At 66.0% G+C, this 268-nt stretch carries 1 pseudogene; it reads left to right on the forward strand.

What is annotated here, in order from left to right:
• Positions 1-268 (forward strand): annotated as a pseudogene (locus tag BV453_RS01715) (tellurium resistance protein TerC); the annotation flags it as partial.

Genomic DNA, 268 nt, shown 5'->3' on the forward strand with positions numbered 1-268 from the left:
GTCCTGATCTGGGTGGGTATCAAGATGCTGCTCCTGGATGTCTTCTACATCCCGACCACCATCAGCCTGGCCGTGGTCGTGACCATCATCACGGTGTCCATCGTGGCCAGCCTCCGCGCCACCCGCGGTCAAGGCCGACGCGACGTGCAGACCGAGGCTGCAGGGGCGTTCCGGATCGCCACCGACGAGGAACTTGCCGCGGTCGAGCCGGTCTTCGGCCGCCGTGGACGAGTGCCTGCCGGTAGCGGACAGGACCACTCCGATGAGT

Origin of the sequence: Microbacterium sp. ER1, assembly GCF_023383675.1 — a bacterium.
Lineage (GTDB): Bacteria > Actinomycetota > Actinomycetes > Actinomycetales > Microbacteriaceae > Microbacterium.